At 33.4% G+C, this 1,826-nt stretch carries 1 protein-coding gene; it reads right to left on the bottom strand.

The window, feature by feature from the left end:
• Positions 1-380: 380 nt before the first annotated feature.
• Positions 381-1,826, bottom strand: a 1,446-nt coding sequence (locus E1171_RS01930) for a pyridoxal phosphate-dependent decarboxylase family protein (protein ID WP_155203545.1), incomplete at its 5' end; no start/stop codon positions are given.

Below are 1,826 nucleotides of genomic sequence, written 5' to 3'. Positions count from 1 at the left end.
ATAAAAAGTTGCATCTTTTCCTTTAGATAAATGCTAAATATGAACCACAGGAAAATGGCGATTTCGAAAAGTAGTCAACAATCATTTTGCATTTAAACTCACCTTTTCAGAATTTAACAGGGTCATTTTTCCTAATTCAAAATAATCATTTTGAACATCTATTATAAGTAGTACTTTCTCCATTTTTCCTTTGAAACTTTTAGTTAAGGCTTATGGATTGACTGAAATAAGGGACAATTTTTCTCATATATTTTATAAATACAGAAACCAATATTCTCACCTAGTTTACTTCAAGATTTTGATAAAACTAATTACTTCAAATAATTCATCCTCAGTTGAAAATTTAAACCAGGTTTGGTTTATTGTTTTTTAAAAAAAATTTAATCTTGAATCACTTTCTCTTCTTTCCTTTGAAACTTCTTTCTTTCTTCATTCAACAACATTACCAGTTCTTCTAGGTGGTTTTCATTTGTGGAGTAATTAGTTATGCAAGCCCTCAGGGTATTGATTCCTCCAATTGGATATACGGAAATCCAGGTCTTCCCAGAAGCAATTAATTTCTGACAAATTGAGGAAGTAAACGAACTATTAAACTGTAGTTCCTCGTCAGTAAAACATACAATGGGTAAAGAAGTGTCATTTTTTATAAGCCATCCGGAGTCCTCTAGTTTAAGTTTCAAGAAAGCTCCCATTTTTCTTTGGTGTTCAATTGTCTTTTCATACCCCTCCCATCCAAAAATTAAAAGAGATAAATAAAGTTTTAATCCTATAAACCTTCGGGACCATTGAATTGAATGAGAGAATGGATCAACAATTTGCAAACCATTTCCCTCTTTAGGCATATATTCAGTAGCAATTCTAAAAGTTTTTCCGAGGATTTCTTTATTTGATGTCAAAAACAAACTGGCTCCCATTGGCACGGACATCCATTTATGAATATCAAAAGTTATGGAATTTGACTTTTCGATCCCCTTGAGCAAATTTTTTAATTTTTTGTTTAGAATAGCGGCTCCCCCATAAGCTGCGTCAACATGAAACCACAAGTTATATTTGTTGGCAACCTTAGAGAGATTATTCAAATCATCAATTACCCCTGAACCAGTTGTACCCGCAGTTCCAATAATCATAAATGGTTGATTACCTTTCTTTAAATCTTCTTTAATTTTAGAATTCAAATCATCAATATCCACTTTTTGGTCTGAATTAACGTTCACTATTCTAACTGAATCCAAACCAAGACCAACCGTTCTGGCGGCTCTCACGATAGAATGATGAACCTCAGTTGAGCAATAAATCAAAGGTCTTCCCTTCATTCCCATTAAACCATTATTTGCATAATCTGGAAAAGTTTCGTTTAACGCACATAAAACAGCTGTTAAATTGGCCTCTGTCCCCCCTGAAGCAAAGGTTCCATCAATTTTTTGTGCATTATAACCAAACTTCTTACCAAATTCCTGAATCAGATAATTTTCCACCTCTGCAGCATAAGGAGCATGGCTCCAGGCCGCCATTTGAGGATTAAATACCGCTGTAATAAGATCTGCAATTATTCCTGAAAAATTTGCCCTGGGATTAAATAATCCATAGTATTTTGGATGTGGAGTATGAACAGTATATTTTTCCAATGCTGCTATTACTGTACTGATGGCTTCACGAGGCGATAAATTGGAATTGAAATCATGCTTTCTCACCACATCTACAATCTCATTTATATCCAACTCAGGAGAAACTTTATAAGCTTCCGTTCTCTTATAATAATTCTCTAAAGATGAGATTGTGAATTGAAAAAGATCTAAGCGTTCTTTTTGAGTTAAATCAAAATTTAT

It is taken from the genome of Xanthovirga aplysinae, from assembly GCF_009711365.1.
Lineage (GTDB): Bacteria > Bacteroidota > Bacteroidia > Cytophagales > Cyclobacteriaceae > Xanthovirga > Xanthovirga aplysinae.
This window is presented reverse-complemented; position numbering and strand designations above follow the sequence as displayed.